This is a genomic window from Streptomyces sp. NPDC021080, assembly GCF_044333225.1.
Taxonomy (GTDB): Bacteria; Actinomycetota; Actinomycetes; order Streptomycetales; family Streptomycetaceae; genus Streptomyces.
On the sequence record NZ_JBIRQM010000011.1, the window covers coordinates 129,776 to 149,241 of the forward strand.

13 protein-coding genes are annotated in these 19,466 nt (G+C 70.1%); 8 read left to right on the forward strand and 5 right to left on the reverse strand.

The window, feature by feature from the left end; translation table 11 throughout:
* Positions 1-11 precede the first annotated feature (11 nt).
* On the reverse strand, positions 12-554 hold the full coding sequence (locus ACH4S8_RS26665; RefSeq protein ID WP_398398266.1) for an isochorismatase family protein: 543 nt from the start codon (positions 552-554) through the stop codon (positions 12-14).
* Between the two features lie 233 nt (positions 555-787).
* Between ACH4S8_RS26665 and ACH4S8_RS26670 the strand changes: the two genes are divergently transcribed.
* Complete coding sequence (locus ACH4S8_RS26670) at positions 788-2,659, forward strand: exo-alpha-sialidase (RefSeq protein ID WP_398398268.1); 1,872 nt, start codon at positions 788-790, stop codon at positions 2,657-2,659.
* An 85-nt stretch (positions 2,660-2,744) separates the two neighbouring features.
* Here ACH4S8_RS26670 and ACH4S8_RS26675 read toward each other — a convergent pair whose 3' ends face one another.
* The gene (locus tag ACH4S8_RS26675; protein ID WP_398398629.1) at positions 2,745-3,842 is read right to left on the reverse strand and encodes a bile acid:sodium symporter family protein; all 1,098 of its coding nucleotides are present in this window, start codon (positions 3,840-3,842) and stop codon (positions 2,745-2,747) included.
* Positions 3,843-4,029: 187 nt separating this feature from the next.
* Here ACH4S8_RS26675 and ACH4S8_RS26680 point away from each other — a divergent pair, with 187 nt between their 5' ends.
* The 4 genes from ACH4S8_RS26680 (at position 4,030) to ACH4S8_RS26695 (ending at position 9,009) form a co-directional block, all read left to right on the forward strand.
* Positions 4,030-4,902, forward strand: a complete 873-nt coding sequence (locus tag ACH4S8_RS26680; RefSeq protein WP_398398270.1) for a LysR substrate-binding domain-containing protein — start codon at positions 4,030-4,032, stop codon at positions 4,900-4,902.
* A 414-nt stretch (positions 4,903-5,316) separates the two neighbouring features.
* Positions 5,317-7,143 carry an AMP-dependent synthetase/ligase gene (locus ACH4S8_RS26685; protein ID WP_398398272.1) on the forward strand — a complete coding sequence of 609 codons (1,827 nt, stop codon included), beginning with the start codon at positions 5,317-5,319 and terminating at the stop codon, positions 7,141-7,143.
* A gap of 198 nt (positions 7,144-7,341) precedes the next feature.
* The gene (locus tag ACH4S8_RS26690; protein WP_398398631.1) at positions 7,342-8,133 is read left to right on the forward strand and encodes an aldo/keto reductase; all 792 of its coding nucleotides are present in this window, start codon (positions 7,342-7,344) and stop codon (positions 8,131-8,133) included.
* A gap of 180 nt (positions 8,134-8,313) precedes the next feature.
* Complete coding sequence (locus tag ACH4S8_RS26695) at positions 8,314-9,009, forward strand: glycoside hydrolase family 75 protein (RefSeq protein WP_398398274.1); 696 nt, start codon at positions 8,314-8,316, stop codon at positions 9,007-9,009.
* A gap of 90 nt (positions 9,010-9,099) precedes the next feature.
* Here the strand turns inward: ACH4S8_RS26695 and ACH4S8_RS26700 are convergent, their stop codons facing one another.
* On the reverse strand, positions 9,100-9,801 hold the full coding sequence (locus ACH4S8_RS26700) for an SDR family oxidoreductase (RefSeq protein ID WP_398398277.1): 702 nt from the start codon (positions 9,799-9,801) through the stop codon (positions 9,100-9,102).
* Positions 9,802-9,928: 127 nt separating this feature from the next.
* Complete coding sequence (locus ACH4S8_RS26705; protein ID WP_398398279.1) at positions 9,929-10,900, reverse strand: methyltransferase domain-containing protein; 972 nt, start codon at positions 10,898-10,900, stop codon at positions 9,929-9,931.
* Positions 10,901-11,040: 140 nt separating this feature from the next.
* Between ACH4S8_RS26705 and ACH4S8_RS26710 the strand changes: the two genes are divergently transcribed.
* The gene (locus ACH4S8_RS26710) at positions 11,041-11,811 is read left to right on the forward strand and encodes a phytanoyl-CoA dioxygenase family protein (RefSeq protein ID WP_398398281.1); all 771 of its coding nucleotides are present in this window, start codon (positions 11,041-11,043) and stop codon (positions 11,809-11,811) included.
* 66 nt (positions 11,812-11,877) lie between these two features.
* Here ACH4S8_RS26710 and ACH4S8_RS26715 read toward each other — a convergent pair whose 3' ends face one another.
* Positions 11,878-13,362 carry a cellulase family glycosylhydrolase gene (locus tag ACH4S8_RS26715; RefSeq protein ID WP_398398283.1) on the reverse strand — a complete coding sequence of 495 codons (1,485 nt, stop codon included), beginning with the start codon at positions 13,360-13,362 and terminating at the stop codon, positions 11,878-11,880.
* A 255-nt stretch (positions 13,363-13,617) separates the two neighbouring features.
* Here ACH4S8_RS26715 and ACH4S8_RS26720 point away from each other — a divergent pair, with 255 nt between their 5' ends.
* Together ACH4S8_RS26720 and ACH4S8_RS26725 are read left to right on the forward strand one after the other, a co-directional pair.
* Complete coding sequence (locus ACH4S8_RS26720; RefSeq protein ID WP_398398285.1) at positions 13,618-16,542, forward strand: glycoside hydrolase family 48 protein; 2,925 nt, start codon at positions 13,618-13,620, stop codon at positions 16,540-16,542.
* 141 nt (positions 16,543-16,683) lie between these two features.
* Entirely contained in the window at positions 16,684-19,338 is a 2,655-nt protein-coding gene (locus tag ACH4S8_RS26725; protein ID WP_398398287.1) for a cellulose binding domain-containing protein, read from the forward strand.
* The last annotated feature ends 128 nt before the right edge of the window (positions 19,339-19,466 follow it).

The window sequence follows — 19,466 nt, forward strand, 5'->3', positions numbered from 1 at the left end:
TGGCGCCGGGTTCATCGCGGCGAGAAGCGCACCTCACCGGCGGTCACGACGGTGCCGAGGCGGGGGAAGTCCAGGCGCACGGAGGCGTCGTGCTCGGGCGAGGTGAAGGCGGCCATCGCGTCCTCCACGAAGACGAGGTCGTAGCCGAGGTCGCCGGCGGCCCGCGCGGTCGACTCGACCCCGAGGTTGGTGGCGATACCGCCGAACACCAGGGTGGAGACGCCGTGTTCGCGCAGCCGCTCGTCGAGGCCGGTGCCCTGGAAGGCACCGATGGTCCGCTTCACGATCTCCAGGTCACCCTCGGCGACGAGTCCGGCGACCAGTCCGCTGCCGGGCGGCTGCTCCGCGACTCCGGGCCGCTCGACCCGGACGAGCACGACGAGCGCGCCCTCCTTGCGGAAGGACGCCGCCAACTCCTCGGCGGTGGCGAGTACTTCGGTCCCTTTGTGCGGCTCCAGGGGCAACGCCACGATGCGCTCCATCAGATCGACGAGCACGAGGGCGGTGCGCGCCGGGTCGAGGGCGAGGCGGGGTTCGGTTTCGGGTGCGGTCATGACGGAACGTTAGCCCGCATCAGCCGTCCGTACCGGAAATCCGGATCGACAAACCCGTGAACTGCTCTTCGCCGGACGGCCGCGCACACCCGGGAATTTGGCGTGAACACGACCACCCTTTGCTCCTTGTGGGGTGCGTGAGGGTCCAAGTAGCCTCTGCGGCGCGAACGTTGGACGTGGGATGTCCATGGAATCCGAATTGCCCAGCCGCCGTACGAAGGGCAGGTCGCACCGTGCCGTCACGCCTTCCCACCCGTCCGAGATCCCTCTTCGCCGCTCTCCTCGGCGTCGCCGCGCTGATCGTCCTCCCGGGCACGGCCCGGGCCGAACCGGCCGCCGCCGACGGCCCGTTCGAGCAGCAGGTGCTGTTCAAGGCCTCCCAGGATCCGGGCTACGCCTGCTTCCGCATCCCGTCCGTCGTCCGGACCACCGGGGGAACACTGCTGGCGTTCGCCGAGGGGCGGGTCCTCAACTGCGGTGACGCCGCCGACATCGACATCGTGGTGAAGCGCTCCACCGACGGCGGGCGCACCTGGAGCCCGCTCCAGGTCGTCAACGAAGGGAACGGGGACACCCACGGCAACCCCACACCGGTCGTGGACCGTGAGACCGGCCGGATCGTGCTGGCGGAGACCTACAACACCGGCCGTACGGACAGCGCGAGCTGTTCGGTGCCGTGCGACCGCACCCCGCATCTCCAGTACAGCGACGACGACGGGCTCAGCTGGTCCCGGCCGCGCGACCTGAGCGACGAGATCCTGCCCGCGAACTGGAACTCCTGGTACGCCACCGGTCCGGTGCACGGCATCCAGCTCACCCGCGGCCGGCACGCGGGACGGCTCGTCTTCGCCGTCAACACCGAGACCTGGGACGGCGGCCGGGTCACCGCCAACAACGCCGCCCTCATCACCAGCGACGACGGCGGCGACCACTGGGGCATCGGGGCCACGGACTCCTGGCCGATCGCGGCCGACGGCACCTTCCGGCAGAAGCCGTCCGAGATGACGCTCACCGAGCGCGCCGACGGATCGGTCCTGGTCAGCGGGCGCGAACAGGACGGCACCGACCTCGGCCACCGCACCCAGGCGGTCAGCAGGGACGGCGGCGACAGTTTCGTGTCCCCCTTCCGTGACGTCCCGGACCTCTACGCGCCCCAGGTGCAGGGATCGACGCTGCGGGTCGGCGACCGGATCCTGCTGTCCTGCCCCGCCGACCCGGACCGCCGCCGGACCATGACGATCCGCTCCTCCTACGACGGCGGACGCACCTGGGACAGCGTGGACCGGGGCACGGCCGTCACCACCGACTGGTCCGGCTACTCCGACCTGGTGCGTATCGACGGCGACACCGTGGGCCTGCTGTACGAGGGCGGCGCGGTCGACGCGCGCGACGAGATCCGCTTCGCCCGCTTCACCGAGGACTGGCTCCAGCCGCGCCGGGGCCCGGACCCGACGACGGCCGACCTCGCTCCGTCCACCCGGCGGGCGGCGGTCCTCGGCGGTGCGGGCGAGACCCCCGGCGTCCTCGGTGGCGCACTGGAGTTCGACGGCACCGACGACGCCGTACGACTGCCGTACCAGGACCGGCTGCCGCTGGGGACGAAGGACTTCACGGCGTCCCTGTGGTTCCGCTACACGGCCACCAGCGGTGAGCAGCCGCTGCTGTGGATGGGCGGGATCGGCACGAGTCAGCCGCAGGTGTGGCTGCGCGGGGAGCCCGCGTCCGGCCGGATCACCGGTCTCATCACCACCAGGAACGGCGCGTCTCCCCCGGCCACGGCGTTCGTACGCACCACGGGCGCCTTCAACGACGGGCAGTGGCACCATCTGGCACTGCGCCGCGGCGGCGGACGGCTCACCCTGTTCATCGACGGGGCGACCGTCAGCACGGCGGACGTGCCCGGATCGGTGAGCCGGAACTCGCCGTTCGGTGTGCACATCGGCCAGCGGATGGACAGCCGGGCCTACTTCACCGGGGCGATCGACGACGTGCGGGTCCACGACCGCGCGTTGACCGACGACGAACTGTCGGCGCCGCCCTCGCGCAAGGCGACCCCGGACACCGTCCTGTGGCTCCCCCTGGACCATGTGAGCGGCAAGGACTAGGGGGTCGCCTGGATCGACCCAGGGACCGAACGGATCGGTCCGGGGCTGAACGGATCGGTCCGGATCCGGGGCCGAGCTACGGCCTCTAGCGACTCGTCGCCGCGACCGGGGAGACCCGGGACCCGGTGGAGCGGGCGGGCCCGGTGGCCCGGGCCGCTCCGCCGGTCGTGCCACCCGCGCCTCCCTGGCCCGCCGGATCCCCGGTGCCGGACGGCTCGTCCGGGCCGGTCCGGCCGGCCGCCTCGGGATCGCGGGCCCGGCGTTTGGCGATCACCGCGCACACCATGAGCTGCATCTGATGGAAGAGCATCAGCGGGAGCACGGCGAGGGAGGCGTGCGCGCCGAACAGGACGCCGGCCATGGGCAGCCCGGAGGCGAGCGACTTCTTGGACCCGGCGAACTGGATGGCGATCCGGTCCTCCCGGCCGAAGCGCAGGGCCTTCGCGCCGTACCAGGTCAGCAGGAGCATCACGCCGAGCAGCAGCACCTCGACGACCAGCAGCCCCGCCAGCCGGACGGCGCTCACCTGGCTCCAGATCCCCTGCACCATGCCCTCGCTGAACGCGGTGTAGACGACGAGCAGGATCGAACCGCGGTCGACGAGACCGAGGACCTTCTTGTGCCGGGTGATGAAGGAGCCGATCCAGGGGCGCAGCAGCTGACCGGCCAGGAACGGCACCAGCAGCTGCAGCACGATCTTGACGAGCGAGTCCGTGGAGAAGCCGCCGCCGCTGTTGCCGAGGAGGAGCGCGGCCAGCAGCGGGGTGACGACGATGCCGGCGAGCGAGGAGAAGGAGCCCGCGCAGATCGCGGCGGGCACGTTGCCGCGGGCGATCGAGGTGAAGGCGATCGACGACTGGATGGTCGAGGGGACGAGGGTGAGGAAGAGGAGGCCGGTGTAGAGGTCGTGCGTCAGGAACACCGGCTCCAGGCCGCGGGCGGCGAGGCCGAGCAGCGGGAACGCGACGAAGGTGCAGATCAGGACCGTACCGTGCAGGCGCCAGTGCCTGAGGCCGTCCAGCGCCTCACGGGTGGACAGGCGCGCGCCGTACAGGAAGAAGAGGAAGGCGATGGCCGCCGTGGTCGCGCCCGAGGCGACGTCCGCCGCCGTTCCGCTCGCGGGGAACAGGGCGGCGAGGCCCACCGTCCCGAGCAGCAGCAGGATGTAGGGGTCGACCGGCATCCAGCTCGGCCACTGCAGGCGTTTCACGGTGCTCCACTGCTCGATTGCCCGGTTGTTCGGTTGCCCGGTTCGGTTCGTCTGGTCGTCATCGGCGGATCGTGCCCTCTCCATCGTCCTCTCCCGGACCGCGATCGGGAATCCGTCATACCGCTCTGACTGTCATCACGTATCGCGATAACGTGGGGCCGTGTACGACCCCTCCCAGCTGCGTACGTTCCTGGCGGTGGCCCAGACGCTGAGCTTCACGCAGGCCGCCCGGCGGCTCGGGGTGCGCCAGTCCACGGTCAGCCAGCATGTGCGCCGGCTGGAGGACGCCGCCGGCCGGCAGTTCTTCTCCCGCGACACCCACTCCGTCGAGCTCACCGAGGACGGCGAGGCGATGCTCGGGTTCGCGCGGCGGATCCTGGAGGTGCAGGAGCAGGCGACGGCGTTCTTCACCGGGACACGGTTGCGGGGCCGGCTGCGCTTCGGCGCGTCGGAGGATTTCGTGCTGACCCGGCTGCCGGAGATCCTGGAGGGGTTCCGCACCGACCACCCCGAGGTGGACCTGGAGCTGACGGTCGAGCTGTCCGGCACCCTCCACGAACAGCTCGCCGCCGGGCATCTCGATCTGGTGCTGGCGAAGCGGCGGCCCGAGGATCCGCGCGGCGAGCTCGTCTGGCACGACCGTCTCGTGTGGATCGGCGCCCAGCGGCTGCGGCTCGACGCGGACCGCCCGGTTCCGCTGATCGTCTACCCGCCCCCGGGCATCACCCGCGCGCTCGCCCTCGAAGCACTGGAGCGCCAGGGCCGGCCGTGGCGCATCGCCTGCACCAGCGGCAGTCTGAACGGTCTGATCGCGGCGGCCCGCGCGGGTCTCGGCGTGATGGCCCACTCACGGGGACTGGTGCCGCCCGGCCTGGTCCGGGTGCCGGAGCGAGCGGGGCTCCCGGAACTCGGCGAGGTCGACTTCGTCCTGGTGCACGGCCGGCGGCGGCCCTCCGCACAGGGCGCCGCGGACGCGCTCGCGACGGCGATCCTCGCGGGCGGCGACCGGCTGCACCGGGGGCAGCGGAGCTAGGCGCACCGCCTGGAGCGCCGCCCGGGGCGCCCTCTGGGGCATCGTCCGGGGTGCCGTCCCCGCTCGACCCGGCCGGACATCGGCGCCGCGACCCGTGCGGCACGGGGTGCGACGGCGCAGCTCCAGCGGCCGGATCACCCCGATCCGGCAACCGATTCGCCCGGAATGGTTGCTTCCGGATCAACTCTCCATGACGTCGAAATCCCCGCGCCGTGTCGTAGCGATTCCGTGGAGATTACGGAGTCGAAACCTACGGAACCGTAAGGGATTCTGTCCGGCCCCTCCCCTTGTGCGGGCATTTTTCGTGGCTGACCTGTGCGGACGCCGCGCCCCTCGGCGATTCGAGCCCCCTCCCGCCCGCTCGCCCGGTGGGGTAGCTTTCACGGCGCTGTGCGGAGGCCACGAGGAGCGGGATTGCGCGAGTTCACCAACCCATCGTTGGCGTCGGCGCCGCCGGTGGGCGGCCTGGCCGATGCCGTCTTCCAGTATGCCCACGAGGACCCGCTCCACGTCGCGCTCGGCCGCAAGGACGAGCACGGACAGTGGCGCGACGTCACCTCGGCCGAGTTCCGGGACGAGGTCCTCGCGCTCGCCAAGGGCATGCTGGCCCACGGCGTCCGCTTCGGCGACCGGGTCGCCATCATGTGCCGCACCCGCTACGAGTGGACCCTCTTCGACTTCGCCCTGTGGACGATCGGCGCCCAGGTCGTGCCCATCTACCCCACGTCCTCCGCCGAGCAGGTCTTCTGGATGCTGCACGACGCGCAGGTGTCGGCGGTCATGGTGGAGCACGAGGACCACGCGATGACCATCGCCACCGTCGTCGACCGGCTGCCCCAGCTGCACAAGCTGTGGCAGCTCGACGTGGGCGCGGTGCACGAGCTGTACGAGGCGGGCGCGCACATCGACGACGAGGTGGTGCACCGGCACCGCCGCGCGGTCACCCCCGAGTCCATCGCGACGATCATCTACACCTCCGGCACGACGGGACGCCCCAAGGGCTGCGTCCTCTCGCACGCGAACTTCATGTTCGAGGCGGACACCGTCATCACGCGCTGGGAACCCGTCTTCCACTCCAAGCGCGGCGACGAGGCGAGCACCCTGCTGTTCCTGCCGCTCGCGCACGTCTTCGGACGGATGGTGCAGATCGCCGCCTTCCGCGGGAGGGTCAAGTTCGGGCACCAGCCCCAGCTGAACGCGTCCGCGCTGCTGCCGGACCTCGCCGCCTTCCGCCCCACCTTCTTCCTGGCGGTGCCGTACATCTTCGAGAAGGTCTTCAACTCCGCGCGCCGCAAGGCCGAGCGGGAGGGCAAGGCCGGTCCCTTCGAGAAGGCCGTGGACGTCGCCGTGCGCTACGCGGACGCCGTCGAGGCCAAGGCCTGGGGCACGGGTCCGGGCCCCTCGGCGAGCCTGCGCATGCAGCACCAGGTCCTCGACAAGCTCGTGTACTCCAAGGTGCGGGCCGCGATGGGCGGCCGGGTCAGACACGCGATGTCCGGCGGTTCGGCGATGGACCGCAGGCTCGGGCTGTTCTTCGCGGGCGCGGGCATCACCATCTACGAGGGGTACGGGCTCACCGAGTCCACGGCCGCCGCCACCGCCAACCCGCCCGAGCTCACCCGGTTCGGCACCGTCGGGCAGGCGATCCCCGGCACCACCGTGCACATCGCGGACGACGGCGAGATCTGGCTGAACGGCGGCAACGTCTTCCAGGGCTACCTGAACAACGACAAGGCCACCGACGCCACCCTGCACGACGGGTGGCTGGCCACCGGGGATCTCGGGTCCCTCGACGAGGACGGCTACCTCACCATCACCGGGCGCAAGAAGGAGATCCTGGTGACCTCCGGCGGCAAGAGCGTCTCGCCGGGCGTACTGGAGGAGCGGGTGCGCGACCATCCGCTGGTCGCGCAGTGCATAGTGGTCGGCAACGACCGGCCGTACATCGCCGCTCTGGTCACCCTGGACTCCGAGGCCGTCGAGCACTGGCTCCAGATGCGCGGCAAACCGCCGCTGTCCGCCGGCGACCTGGTGCGCGACCCCGATCTGGAGACCGAGGTGCGGCGCGCCGTGGTCGCCGCGAACACACTGGTCTCGCAGGCCGAGTCGATCCGTACGTTCAGGATCCTGGCCAACCAGTTCACCGAGGAGCACGGCCTGCTGACGCCGTCGCTGAAGCTGAAGCGCAAGGCGATCGAGAAGGCGTACGCGACGGAGGTCGAGGCGCTGTACCGGACGTGACCACGCGTCGGCAACCGGCACAAGCACTGGCGTGATTCATCGGACTATTTCAGCCAATCTTCGATTCCCCGCGCCCTGAGCCCGGTCAGGAATGCATCACGGCCCGTGATCGTTGACCATACGAGTACCACCCGACGACTGAAGGATCGAGAGCTCGTGAGCAAGGTCCCCCCGATCATCCTGAACAACGGCGTCGAGATGCCACAGCTGGGCTTCGGCGTATGGCAGGTGCCGGACGACGAGGCGGAGCGAGCGGTCACCACCGCGCTGGAGGCCGGGTACCGCAGCATCGACACAGCGGCGATCTACGGCAACGAAGAGGGCACCGGCAAGGCCGTGCGCGCCTCCGGCATCGCCCGCGAGGAGCTCTTCGTCACCACCAAACTCTGGAACAGCGACCAGGGGTACGACTCCGCGCTGCGCGCCTTCGACACCTCGCTGGAGAAGCTCGGCCTGGACCATGTCGACCTGTATCTGATCCACTGGCCGACGCCGGCCCGTGACCGTTACGTCGACACGTTCAAGGCGCTCGAGAAGATCTACGCCGACGGCCGCGCCAAGGCCATCGGCACCTCGAACTTCCTGCCGGAGCACCTGGCGAGGCTGATCGACGAGACGTCCGTCATCCCGGCCGTCAACCAGATCGAGCTGCACCCGCACCTCCAGCAGCGCGCGGCCCGCGAGTTCCACGCCGAGCAGGGCATCGCGACCGAGGCCTGGTCGCCGCTGGGCCAGGGCAAGGGCCTCCTGGAGGTCCCGGCGATCGTCGCCATCGCCCAGAAGCACGGCCGCTCCACGGCGCAGATCGTCCTGCGCTGGCACCTGCAGCTGGGCAACATCGTGATCCCGAAGTCCGTGACCCCGTCCCGGATCAAGGAGAACATCGACGTCTTCGACTTCTCGCTGGACACCGAGGACATCGCGGCGATCTCGGCCCTGAACGAGGACCGCCGGATCGGACCCGACCCGGCCGTGTTCGACATCGGCTGACCGGCCCGGCCGACCCGGCACCGAAGCCGCCGCCCGGATGCTCACCGCATCCGGGCGGCGGCTTTTTCGCACCCTTGGACCGGACCAACCCGGGAACAGGTCTTGACGCGGTCATGCAAGCAGGGCCACTTTGGATCCCAGCCCGGTAAGGAAAGTTTCCTAACAGAAGGGTCCCCCACAGTGCGCACTCGAACACTGACCCTGTCCGCGGTCGCCGGAGCGGCACTGCTCGCCGTCGCCGCGCTCCCGGCCAGTGCCTCCGGCACCACCGCCCCCCGCTCGGCGCAGGAGGGCTCGGTCAGCGCGGCCGCCCTCCTCGCCAAGGTGACGTCCTGTTCACAGATCTCGAACGGCAAGTACAGGACCGACGACGAGACTTCGGCCACGATCCCCGTCTGCGGCAAGAACGGCGCCGTGTTCTGGAAGGCCGACATGGACGTCGACTGCGACGGCCAGGTCACCTCCAAGTGCAACGCCGACACCGACCCCTGGTTCCAGGACGACACCGCCTTCCACCAGTCCGACGGCAGGCCGCTGCGCGCCGACTCCCTGCCGTACGTCGTCGTGCCGAGTTCCAGCAGCATCTGGAAGTACACGAGTTCGGGCATCAAGGGCGGCGGTGTGGTCGCCGTCGTCTACAACGGCAAGGTCGAGTACGCGGTGGTCGGCGACACCGGACCGACGAAGATCATCGGTGAGGCGTCGTACGCCACGGCGAACGCGCTCGGTATCGACCCCGACCCGGAGACGGGCGGGGCCGACAGCGGCGTGACGTACATATTGTTCAAGAACTCGCAGGTGTCCCCCATCGAGAGCCACAGCGCGGCCGTGTCCCTCGGGGACTCGCTGGCCAGGCAGTTCCTCGCCGCCAACTGAGGACCCGAGGGGCGGGGACGGCCCGAGGGACAGGAACGGCGGAGGGTGACGGCCCGGGGGGACGGGGACTCCGGTCCCCCCGGGCGCGGATCAGACAGGCTGGCCGATCGGGCGGACGACGACCGTGTTCACGTCGACGCCCGTCGGCTGCCCGACCGCCCAGACGATCGAGTCGGCGATCTGGTCCGCCGTCAGGAGGTGCCCCGGCGGCAGGCTCCCGTGGCTGTCCCAGAACGGGGTCTCCACCCGGCCGGGCGAGACCAGGGTCACGCCCACGCCGTACTCGGTGACCTGGCGCCGGGTGTTCTCGGCCAGCCCGGTCACCGCCCACTTGGTCGCTCCGTAGATGTTGCCGGGCGTGTTCACATGCCCGGCGACGCTGCCGATCAGGACGATGCGGCCACGGGACTCCTTCAGCGCGTCGATGGACGCCCTGATGAGCAGCGCGGGACCCAGCACATTGGTCAGCACCATCTCGGACCAGCCGGCCGGGTCCCCGTCCGCGACCGTGTCATGGGTGGCGAACCCGGCGTTGGCGAGGACGGTGTCGATCCGCCCGAACCCCTTGAGCGTCGTCTCGACCGCGGCGCGCACCTGGTCGTACTCGGCCGCGTGCCCGACGATCGTCAACAGCCCCTCGGGGCGGCCGAGTTCCTCGGCGAACGCGTTCAGCCGCTCCTCACCGCGACCGGTGACGGCCACCCGGTGCCCGGCGCCGAGCAGCCGGCGGGCGACCGCGGCTCCGATGCCGCTTCCGCCGCCGGTGATCAGCGCGACAGGAGAATCGGTCATGGTGTACCCCCGGGAGTGTCCGGCCCGTGCGGGCCAACTGTGCGTCGAACTACCGGAGTTCATCACTTGGAGCGCACTCGATGTCAAGGCCCGCCGACCGCGCGCGACCGGCGGACGGCCACCGGGACTACTCCGGCTTGATCCCCACGTACACCGTCATCGCCGTCAGGACGAACACGTCCGGGCGGTGGTGCACGCTCGCCTTGTCGTCCGGGTCGAGGAGCCGGTCCAGCGTGGCGAGATCCTCGGCGTCGAGCCCTTCGGCGAGGCCCTCCCGCCTGCGGGTGAGCGCGGTGACGGCGAAGGCGCGGGCCTCGTCGGAGACCGGGGCGGGGAGGTCGAGCAGGAAGGTGCGGGTCGCCGTGTGGCGCAGGCCGACGGCCGAGAGCAGGGCGGGCCAGTCCTCCGTCTCCGCCACCGACCCGGGCAGCTCGGCCCGCATCCGCGTGAACCACTCGTCGTGCACCGCGTCGATCCGGGACTCCAGACCGGGCCGGCCGATGCCGGTGTCGCGCGGGAGGAAGCGCGTGGGCAGACCTCCCTCCAGCAGGGCGAGGGCGCCGCCGGGGGCCAGGCTCCGGACGAAGCCCGTGAGCGCGGCCCGCTGGTCGCCGACGTGGTGCAGCGACCTGCTCGCCCACACCAGGTCCGCGGGGTACTCCAAGTCGCCCACACCATCGGAGAGTTCGGCCTCGATCGTGCTGAAGCGGTCGGCGAAACCGAGCCGCCCGGCACGGGCGCGGGCCTCCGTCAGCAGCGTCTCGGCCTCGTCCACGGCGATGATCCGCGCACCGGGGAACGTCTGGGCGAACAGGCCGGAGATGACGCCGGGACCGCTGCCGGCGTCCACGATCAGCCCCGGCTCGGGCCGCTGCTCCCGCAGCCACTCGGCCGCCTGGAGGTACGCCGGGGTGAACAGTTCCGCCTCCTGCACCAGCAGGGGCAGCATCTGGCCGAAGTCCATGTGGGTGTGCCCGTGGGCGTCACCGTGTCCTTGGCTCTGCGCGGGGCCGTGGTGGTGACCGTGATCCTGCGTCCCGCCCTGGTGGTGCGTGCAGCCGTGGCCGCTGCCGTGGTCGTGATCGTGGTCCTGTGCCATGGGACAAGCCTCTCTCTCGGTATGAGGCCAGCCTGCGCCGCCGCTCCCGGAAACGGCCAGTCGTGTTGCTTGAACGGCAAAAAAGGTGCCCCCCGGAAAACCGGGTGCGCCCGCGGGGACCCGTCGCTCAGCATGGCCGCATGGACGACGTCATGCCGGAGCGCTTCCTCGAGGACGGCTTCGTACGGATCGAGGGTGCTTTCCCGCCGCGGGTCGCGGCCGACTGCGTCCGGCTGCTGTGGGCGGAGACGGGCTGTTCCCCGGACGACCCCGCCACCTGGACCGAGCCGGTGCGCTGGGTCTCCGGGATGGCCCAGGGCCCCTTCGCCGCCGCCGTCAACACACCCGCCCTGCACGACGCGTTCGACCTGCTGCTCGGCGAGGGCCGCTGGGAGCCGCGCTACTCCCTGGGGAGTTTCCCCCTGCGCTTCCCGCACGCCGACGAGCCGGACGACGCGGGCTGGCACATCGAGGGAAGCTATCTGCCCGAGGGCGCGACCTGGTACCACACCAATCTGCGCTCCAGGGATCGCGCCCTGCTGATGCTGTTCCTGTTCACCGAGGTGGGTCCCGAGGACGCGCCGACCCGGATCCGCGTCGGCTCGCACCTGGACGTACCGCCCCTGCTCGAGCCGTACGGGGAGGAGGGTGTCTCGGGTCTGGACCTCGCCCCACGGCTGGTCGAGGCGTCGGCGCACCGGCCGGTCGCGTACGCCACCGGCCGGCCCGGCGACGTCTATCTGTGTCATCCGTTCCTGGTGCACGCGGCGCAGCCGCACCACGGGACGCGGCCCCGGTTCATGGCGCAGCCGCCGCTGCACCCGGCGGTTCCGCTCGAACTGGAACGGGCCGACGGGGACTACTCGGCGGTGGAGTTCGCGATCCGCCAGGGGCTGGGCAAGGAGGACTGAACCGCCCCCTGGCGGACCGCACGCGGTCAGCCCGTGGCCGTTCCCGCGCGGCTCATGTGCGGATTCCTACCCGTTGAGGGCGCGCAGGTGATCACGCAGCCCTATGCCGTAGGAGGTCGGAGTTCCGTCGTAGTTCGAGATCAGCGACGGACCGGAGGAGCAGTCCCAGGTGTTCCAGGTCCAGCCGAGATAGGAGAGATTCCGGTCGTCGAACCACTTCATGACGGTGTCGACGAAGGAGTGGGAGCAGGTGTTCTCCCCGATCTCCCCTGTCACGAGGGGTACTTGGGCGGCGACCGGGGCGAGCGTCGAGGTCCAGCAGCTCTCGCTCGCGCAGGTGTTGAAGTTGTAGACGTGGTAGGCGGCGACGAGATTGCCCGTGGGATCACTGGGTTTGTACGTCAGCCACTGGCTCAGGTCGTTGGAGTACGCGAGACCGCCGGCCAGGATCACGTTCTTGGCGCCGGTGCCGCGTACCGCGTCGACCAGGGACTGCATTCCGGCGACCTGGTAGGAGATGCCGGGGCAGGTGCCGCCGTCGCGCCAGCAGGTCCACGCCTGGGTGGTCGTGGAGGTCGCGCGGTCCGGGTAGGGCTCGTTGAACAGGTCGAAGGCGACGGCCTGGTCGTCCTTGAAGGTGCTCGCGACCGAGGACCAGAAGGACGGGGTGTACTGCGCGTCGGGCATCGGCTTCTGGCAGGTGGCGTGCACGTCGGAGCAGCCCGCCGAGTTGCCCGTGTACTGGCCGTACGTCCAGTGCAGGTCGAGCACCGGGGTCATGCCGTGTGCCTCGACCTTGGCCACCAGGCCCTTGACGGCGGCGATGTAGTTGGCGCCGGCGTACTCCGGTTTGATGTTGGAAAGGCCCAGCCAGCACTCCTCGTTCAGCGGGATGCGGACCGTGTTGGCCTTCCAGTCGGCGATCGCCTTGACGGAGGCGTCGTCGACGGGACCGTCGAAGAAGCCGTAGCCCTGGACGCACATGAACTCGCCGCCGGAGCGGTTGACGCCGAGCAGCCTGCGGGTGGCTCCGGCGGAGTCGACCAGCTTGGTTCCCGACACGTGCAGTTTCGGCGCCTCGACGCCGGACGGCGGCGGATCGGTCGGGGTCGGAGTGGGGGTGGGCGTCGGCTGGGTGTCCACGTTGCAGGTGGTGCCGTTCAGCCTGAAGGCCGTCGGCGCCGCATTGCTTCCCGACCAGGAGGCGAGGAACCCGGCGCTGACGCTGGCGCCGCTCGCGAGCGAGCCGTTCCAGCTCTCGTTGGACGCGGTGACCGCCGTACCGGACTGGGACCACTTGGCGTTCCAGCCCTGGGTGACCTTCTGACCGTTCGGGAAGTCGAAGCCGAGGCTCCAACTGCTCAGCGCGGCCATGTTGTTGGTGATGTTCACGGCGCCCTGGAAACCGGTGTCCCACTGGCCGGTGACCGAGTACTCCACCGTGCACGCGGGAGTTGCTCCCGAGGCCGTGACGACCGGCGCGACGGCGGTGCCCACGAGGGCGACCGCGGCGCCGATGACTAAGAGAGACAAACGCGGGGGGTGACGCATGAAGCGACTCCTTGCAGCTCTGGCGCGCCGTGACGGACGCGTCGACTGATGGAACCGCTCCCACTGGTGCGGATGAAGCTAGCGCCAAGTGCCGCCGTTGCCCAGAGCGGTTGCACAGTTGATCTGTCGAATCATTTCGACTCTTCAAGCACCTTGACCGTTCACACCCCTCTCTCCAATATGGGAGCGCTCCCACTGGTTCAAGGCTTGTTGCTCCTCCCCCCATTCTCCGAGCCGCAAGGAGGAACCAGCACCATGGATCCCAGCCCTCGATGGAGACGTCGTAGCAGGTCACGGCGGTTATGGACCGCCGTGGTCGCAGCACTCGCCCTCCCGCTCACAACGCTGGCAACCGGTACGACTCCCGCACACGCGGCCACGGTTCAGTGCAGCGTCGACTACAAGACCAACGACTGGGGCTCCGGCTTCACGGCGGATCTGACGATCACCAACCGGGGCACCGACGCCATCAACGGCTGGACCCTGACCTACGCCTACACGGGCAACCAGGCCCTCACCAACGGCTGGAACGGGACCTGGTCGCAGTCCGGCAAGAACGTCACCGTGAAGAACGCCGCCTGGAACGGGACGATCGGCGCGGGGACCGCCGTGACCACCGGAGCGCAGTTCGGCTACAGCGGCACCAACACCGCCCCCGCGTCCTACGCCGTCAACGGCACCACCTGCACCGGCGCGCACCAGCCGCCTATCACCGTGCTGACCAGCCCCGCGGCGGGCGCCGTCTACACCCAGGGGGACTCCGTCCCGCTGGCCGCGACCGCGGCGGCGGCCGACGGGGCGACCGTCTCCAAGGTCGAGTTCTACGACGACACGACCCTGCTCGGCACCGACACCAGCTCGCCGTACACGCTGTCGGCGTCGGGGCTGGCCGTGGGCGCCCACTCCATCGTCGCGAAGGCGTACGACAGCCTGGGCGCTTCGGCGGACTCCACCCCCGTCGGCATCACGGTCGCCGCGGGGCCGGCGATCGTCGCATCGCCGACCCAACTCGGCGTCCAGCAGGGCAAGTCGGGGACGTTCACGGTCAAGCTCTCGACCCAGCCGAGCGCCAACGTGACGGTTGCGGTGGCCCGGACGGACGGCAACACCGGGCTGTCCGTGACCGGAGGTTCGAGTCTGACCTTCACTCCGTCCAACTGGAACACCGCCCAGACGGTGACGATCACCGCCGACGCCTCGGGCACCGGGTCCGCGACCTTCACGGCCTCGGCGACCGGTCAGGCCAAGGCCACGGTCACCGTGACGGAACTGGCCGCGACGAAGGCGTACGACGCGCGCTTCCTGGACCTCTACGGCAAGATCACCAACCCGGCGAACGGCTACTTCTCCCCTGAGGGCATCCCGTACCACTCGGTGGAGACGCTGATCGTCGAGGCGCCGGACCAGGGCCATGAGACGACGTCGGAGGCGTACAGCTATCTGATCTGGCTCCAGGCGATGTACGGGAAGGTCACCGGCGACTGGTCGAAGTTCAACGCCGCGTGGACGACCATGGAGACGTACATGATCCCCACGCACGCCGACCAGCCGACCAACTCCTTCTACAACGCGTCCAAGCCGGCCACCTACGCGCCCGAACTGGACACCCCGAACGAGTACCCGGCCAAGCTCGACACCGGTGTCTCCGTCGGCACGGACCCGATCGCCGCCGAGCTGAAGAGCGCGTACGGCACGGACGACGTGTACGGCATGCACTGGCTGCAGGACGTGGACAACACCTACGGCTACGGCGACGAGCCCGGCAAGTGCGAGGCCGGTCCGACCGCCACGGGTCCGTCGTACATCAACACCTTCCAGCGCGGTCCGCAGGAGTCGGTGTGGGAGACGGTGCCGCAGCCGACCTGCGACGCCTTCAAGTACGGCGGGAAGAACGGCTACCTGGACCTGTTCACCGGGGACTCCTCGTACGCCAAGCAGTGGAAGTACACGGACGCCCCGGACGCCGACGCGCGTGCGGTGCAGGCCGCGTACTGGGCGGACGTGTGGGCCAAGGCCCAGGGCAAGAGCGCCGACGTGTCGGCGACCGTCGGCAAGGCGGCGAAGATGGGCGACTACCTGCGCTACGCCATGTACGACAAGTACTTCAAGAAAATAGGCAATTGCGTCGGCCCGACGACCTGCGCCGCGGGTACCGGCAAGGACGCCTCGGACTATCTGCTCTCCTGGTACTACGCCTGGGGCGGCGCGAGTGACACCTCGGCCGGCTGGGCCTGGCGTATCGGCTCCAGCCACGTCCACGGCGGCTACCAGAACCCGCTGGCCGCCTACGCGCTCAGCACCAACGCCGATCTGAAGCCCAAGTCGGCCACGGGCGCCTCGGACTGGGGCACCTCGCTGACGCGGCAGCTGGAGTTCTACCGCTGGCTCCAGTCGAGCGAGGGCGCCATCGCGGGCGGCGCGACCAACAGCTGGGCGGGCCGGTACGCGACGCCTCCCACGGGGACGCCGACCTTCTACGGCATGTACTACGACCAGCAGCCGGTGTACCACGACCCGCCGTCCAACCAGTGGTTCGGCTTCCAGGCGTGGTCCATGGAGCGCGTGGCCGAGTACTACCAGCAGACGGGGAACGCGAGCGCCAAGGCGGTCCTCGACAAGTGGGTCGCCTGGGCACTGTCCAAGACCACGATCAACCCGGACGGCACCTACCAGATCCCCTCCACCCTCCAGTGGTCCGGTGCCCCGGACACCTGGAACGCGTCGAGTCCCGGCGCCAACAGCGGACTTCACGTCACCGTCGCCGACTACACGAACGACGTCGGGGTGGCCGCCGCGTACGCCAAGACGCTGTCGTACTACGCCGCCAAGTCCGGCAACACCCAGGCGAAGACGACGGCCAAGGCGCTCCTGGACGGCATGTGGAACAACTACCAGGACGCTCTGGGCGTAGCCGTCCCCGAGACCCGCACCGACTACAGCCGCTTCAACGACAGCGTGTACGTGCCGAGCGGCTTCACCGGCACGATGCCGAACGGCGACGCGATCAACTCCTCTTCCACGTTCGCCTCGTTGCGCTCCTTCTACAAGAACGACCCGGCCTGGTCGAAGATCCAGGCCTATCTGGCGGGCGGCGCCGCGCCCTCCTTCACGTACCACCGGTTCTGGGCGCAGGCGGACATCGCCCTCGCCATGGGTTCGTACGCGGAGCTTCTCGAATAGTCCCCGCTGTGGCTCCGGGTACGCGGTCCTGTCCCTGACGGCAGGGCCACCGGCCGGGCGGTCCCTCACACAACGAGGGCCGCCCGGCCGTCACTTGCTCCCTTCCCTGCTCATCCTGTGCACCGGAGAGGACTCCCCCCCGTGCGAAGAACACGCATCCTCACGGCCGTACTCGCCCTCGCCGCCGGGCTGTTGGCCGGCACCCCGCCCGCGCTGGCCGCGAGCACCCCCACGACGACGGTCGCGGCCGACACGTACACCTGGAAGAACGCCCGGATCGACGGCGGCGGCTTCGTCCCCGGCATCGTCTTCAACCGCTCCGAGAAGAACCTCGCGTACGCCCGTACCGACATCGGCGGCGCCTACCGCTGGGTCCAGGCGACGAAGAGCTGGACCCCGCTGCTGGACTCGGTCGGCTGGAACGAGTGGGGACACACCGGCGTCGTCAGCCTCGCCTCCGACTCCGTGGATCCGGACAAGGTGTACGCGGCCGTCGGCACGTACACCAACGGCTGGGACCCGACGAACGGGGCCGTGCTGCGCTCCGCCGACCGCGGGGCGAGCTGGCAGAAGACCGATCTGCCCTTCAAGCTGGGCGGCAACATGCCCGGACGGGGCATGGGCGAGCGGCTGGCCGTGGACCCGAACAGGAACAGCGTGCTCTACCTCGGCGCGCCCAGCGGCAAGGGCCTGTGGCGCTCCACGGACTCCGGGGTGAGCTGGTCGCAGGTCACGGCGTTCCCCAACCCGGGCAACTACGTCCAGGACTCCACCGACACCAGCGGCTACGCCTCCGACAACCAGGGCGTCGTGTGGGTCACCTTCGACGAGTCGACCGGCACCCGGGGAAGCGCCACGCAGACGGTCTACGTGGGGGTCGCCGACAAGGACAACGCGGTCTACCGCTCGACGGACGGCGGCGCGACCTGGTCCAGGCTCGCCGGACAGCCGACCGGCTACCTCGCCCACAAGGGCGTCCTCGACGCGGTGAACGGCTACCTCTATCTCGCCTACAGCGACAAGGGCGGCCCGTACGACGGCGGCAAGGGCCGGTTGTGGCGGTACGCGACGAAGACCGGGACGTGGACGGACATCAGCCCGGTGGCGGAGGCCGACACCTACTACGGCTTCAGCGGACTGACCGTCGACCGGCAGCACCCGGGCACCGTGATGGCGACGGGGTACAGCTCCTGGTGGCCGGACACCCAGATCTTCCGGTCCACGGACAGCGGTGGCACCTGGACCAAGGCGTGGGACTACACCTCGTACCCGAACCGCTCGAACCGCTACACGACGGACGTCTCGTCCGTGCCCTGGCTGACCTTCGGCGCGAATCCGTCGCCGCCCGAACAGACCCCGAAACTCGGCTGGATGACCGAGGGACTGGAGATCGACCCGTTCGACTCGGCCCGGATGATGTACGGGACGGGCGCGACGATCTACGGCACCGAGAACCTCACCAACTGGGACAGCGGAAGCCAGTTCACCGTCAAGCCCATGGTCCAGGGGCTGGAGGAGACGGCCGTCAACGACCTCGCCTCTCCCCCGTCGGGTGCTCCGCTGCTCAGCGCGCTCGGTGACATCGGCGGTTTCCGGCACACGGATCTCACCAAGGTCCCGTCGATGATGTACACCTCGCCTAACCTCACGACCACGACCAGCCTCGACTACGCCGAGACCGACCCGAACACGGTGGTCCGGGTCGGGAACCTCGACTCCGGGCCGCACATCGGCTTCTCGACGGACAACGGCGCCAACTGGTTCGCGGGCAGCGACCCTTCGGGGGTCACCGGCGGCGGCACGGTCGCCGCGGCCTCGGACGGCGGCCGCTTCGTGTGGAGCCCGGCGGGCACCGGGGTGCAGTACACCACCGGGTTCGGCACGTCGTGGTCCGCGTCGAGCGGCATCCCCGCGGGCGCGATCGTCGAGTCGGACCGGGTCGATCCGAAGACCTTCTACGGCTTCAAGTCGGGCAAGTTCTACGTCAGTTCGGACGGCGGAGCGACCTTCACGGCGTCCGCCGCCGGCAACCTGCCGACCGGGGACAGCGTGCGCTTCAAGGCGCTGCCCGGCACCAAGGGCGACGTGTGGCTGGCGGGCGGCGCGAGCGACGGCGCGTACGGGCTGTGGCACTCGACGGACGGCGGCGCGGCCTTCACCAGGCTGTCGAACGTCGACCAGGCCGACACGATCGGCTTCGGCAAGGCGGCGACCGGCGCGTCCTACCAGACGCTCTACACCAGCGCGAAGATCGGCGGCGTGCGCGGGATCTTCCGCTCGACGGACAAGGGCGCGAGCTGGACCCGCATCAACGACGACGCCCACCAGTGGGGTTGGACCGGCGCGGCCATCACCGGGGACCCCCGGATCTACGGGCGCGTGTACGTCGCCACGAACGGGCGCGGGATCGTCTACGGCGACACGTCGGACACCGGGGGCGGTGGCGGCGGTACGGACCCGACTCCCCCGCCGACGGGGGCCTGTTCGGTGACGTACAGGATCACGAACCAGTGGCAGGGCGGCTTCCAGGCCGACGTGTCCCTCACCAACACCGGCTCCGCCGCCTGGACCGGCTGGACCCTGGGCTGGTCCTTCGCCGACGGCCAGAAGATCACGCAGCTCTGGAACGCCGACCACACGCAGTCGGGCGCGGCGGTGACGGCCAAGAACGTGAGCTGGAACGCGAACGTGGCGGCGGGTTCGACGGTCGGCTTCGGCTTCACCGGGAGCTGGACGGGGACGAACACGAAACCGGCGTTCTTCAAGCTGGGGGACCAGGCCTGTGCGGTGAGCTGACCTCGTCGTCCCCGCCCCGTCACCCCTGGGGCGGGGGGGGGGCCGGGCCCCCCCCCCCCGCCCCCCCCCCCCCCCCCCCCCCGGGGGGGCCCCGGGGCGGGCCGGAAATAGTTGAACCCGCGGCCCCC

Excerpts from the sequence above, each read along its gene's own strand:
- ACH4S8_RS26665 (WP_398398266.1), bottom strand. The coding sequence starts at position 554 with ATGACCGCACCCGAAACCGAACCCCGCCTCGCCCTCGACCCGGCGCGC.
- ACH4S8_RS26675 (WP_398398629.1), bottom strand. The coding sequence starts at position 3,842 with ATGCCGGTCGACCCCTACATCCTGCTGCTGCTCGGGACGGTGGGCCTC.
- ACH4S8_RS26690 (WP_398398631.1), top strand. The coding sequence starts at position 7,342 with ATGCCACAGCTGGGCTTCGGCGTATGGCAGGTGCCGGACGACGAGGCG.
- ACH4S8_RS26700 (WP_398398277.1), bottom strand. The coding sequence starts at position 9,801 with ATGACCGATTCTCCTGTCGCGCTGATCACCGGCGGCGGAAGCGGCATC.
- ACH4S8_RS26705 (WP_398398279.1), bottom strand. The coding sequence starts at position 10,900 with ATGGCACAGGACCACGATCACGACCACGGCAGCGGCCACGGCTGCACG.
- ACH4S8_RS26710 (WP_398398281.1), top strand. The coding sequence starts at position 11,041 with ATGGACGACGTCATGCCGGAGCGCTTCCTCGAGGACGGCTTCGTACGG.
- ACH4S8_RS26715 (WP_398398283.1), bottom strand. The coding sequence starts at position 13,362 with ATGCGTCACCCCCCGCGTTTGTCTCTCTTAGTCATCGGCGCCGCGGTC.
- ACH4S8_RS26720 (WP_398398285.1), top strand. The coding sequence starts at position 13,618 with ATGGATCCCAGCCCTCGATGGAGACGTCGTAGCAGGTCACGGCGGTTA.